At 43.0% G+C, this 598-nt stretch carries 1 pseudogene; it reads left to right on the top strand.

Annotation, left to right across the window (positions count from 1 at the left end):
* Positions 1-151: 151 nt before the first annotated feature.
* Positions 152-598 (top strand): annotated as a pseudogene (locus R7Z50_RS29085) (ABC transporter ATP-binding protein); the annotation flags it as partial.

The following is a 598-nucleotide window of genomic DNA, read 5'->3' as shown; positions in this document are numbered from 1 at the left end:
TACTTTTAACGCTTGTGCTGTGACGGTGATGGTTTCCATCGCGGTAACGTCATCTTGTGCGTTCGCTGAAAGCGCAACCACTGCTACTGTAGGCGCAATCGCGCAAACCATTGCTTTACGGATCGCAACGGTCAGTAAGTTATTTTTCGTCATAAATACAGTCCCGACAATTATATTTAACAAGAAGCTTAATTGTAATTATTATCATTTGAACTTTTGTTTCGGTATTTTACTGACTTTTGTATCAAAAGATAGTAAAACGTCCGCAAATTTATTCGCGGTAACCAAAGTAGTTGTTATGTTTAATTGGTTTGAAAAACTGACCCAACCCTTTCCCCAGATGGAAACCGAAAAGCCACCGAAGACGCTTTTTGGCTTCTGTCGCTTTTACACTCGTGGCTTTGAAGCCCCTTTACTTGTCATGGCGATATTCAGTGCATTGATTGCGGTGACGGAAGTAACGCTCTTACGTTACATGGGCGAATTGGTGGATATTCTTGCCAACCAAGACCGTGCAACATTCTGGGTGGATCAAGGCGATCGCATGATGATGATGGTGTTGCTTGTTGTCGTTGTGATGCCGTGTTTAGGCTTTGTG

This window comes from Vibrio sp. 1249-1, assembly GCF_033340495.1.
The sequence above is the reverse complement of the archived record's forward strand: the minus strand, read 5'-3'. Positions and strand labels throughout refer to the sequence as shown.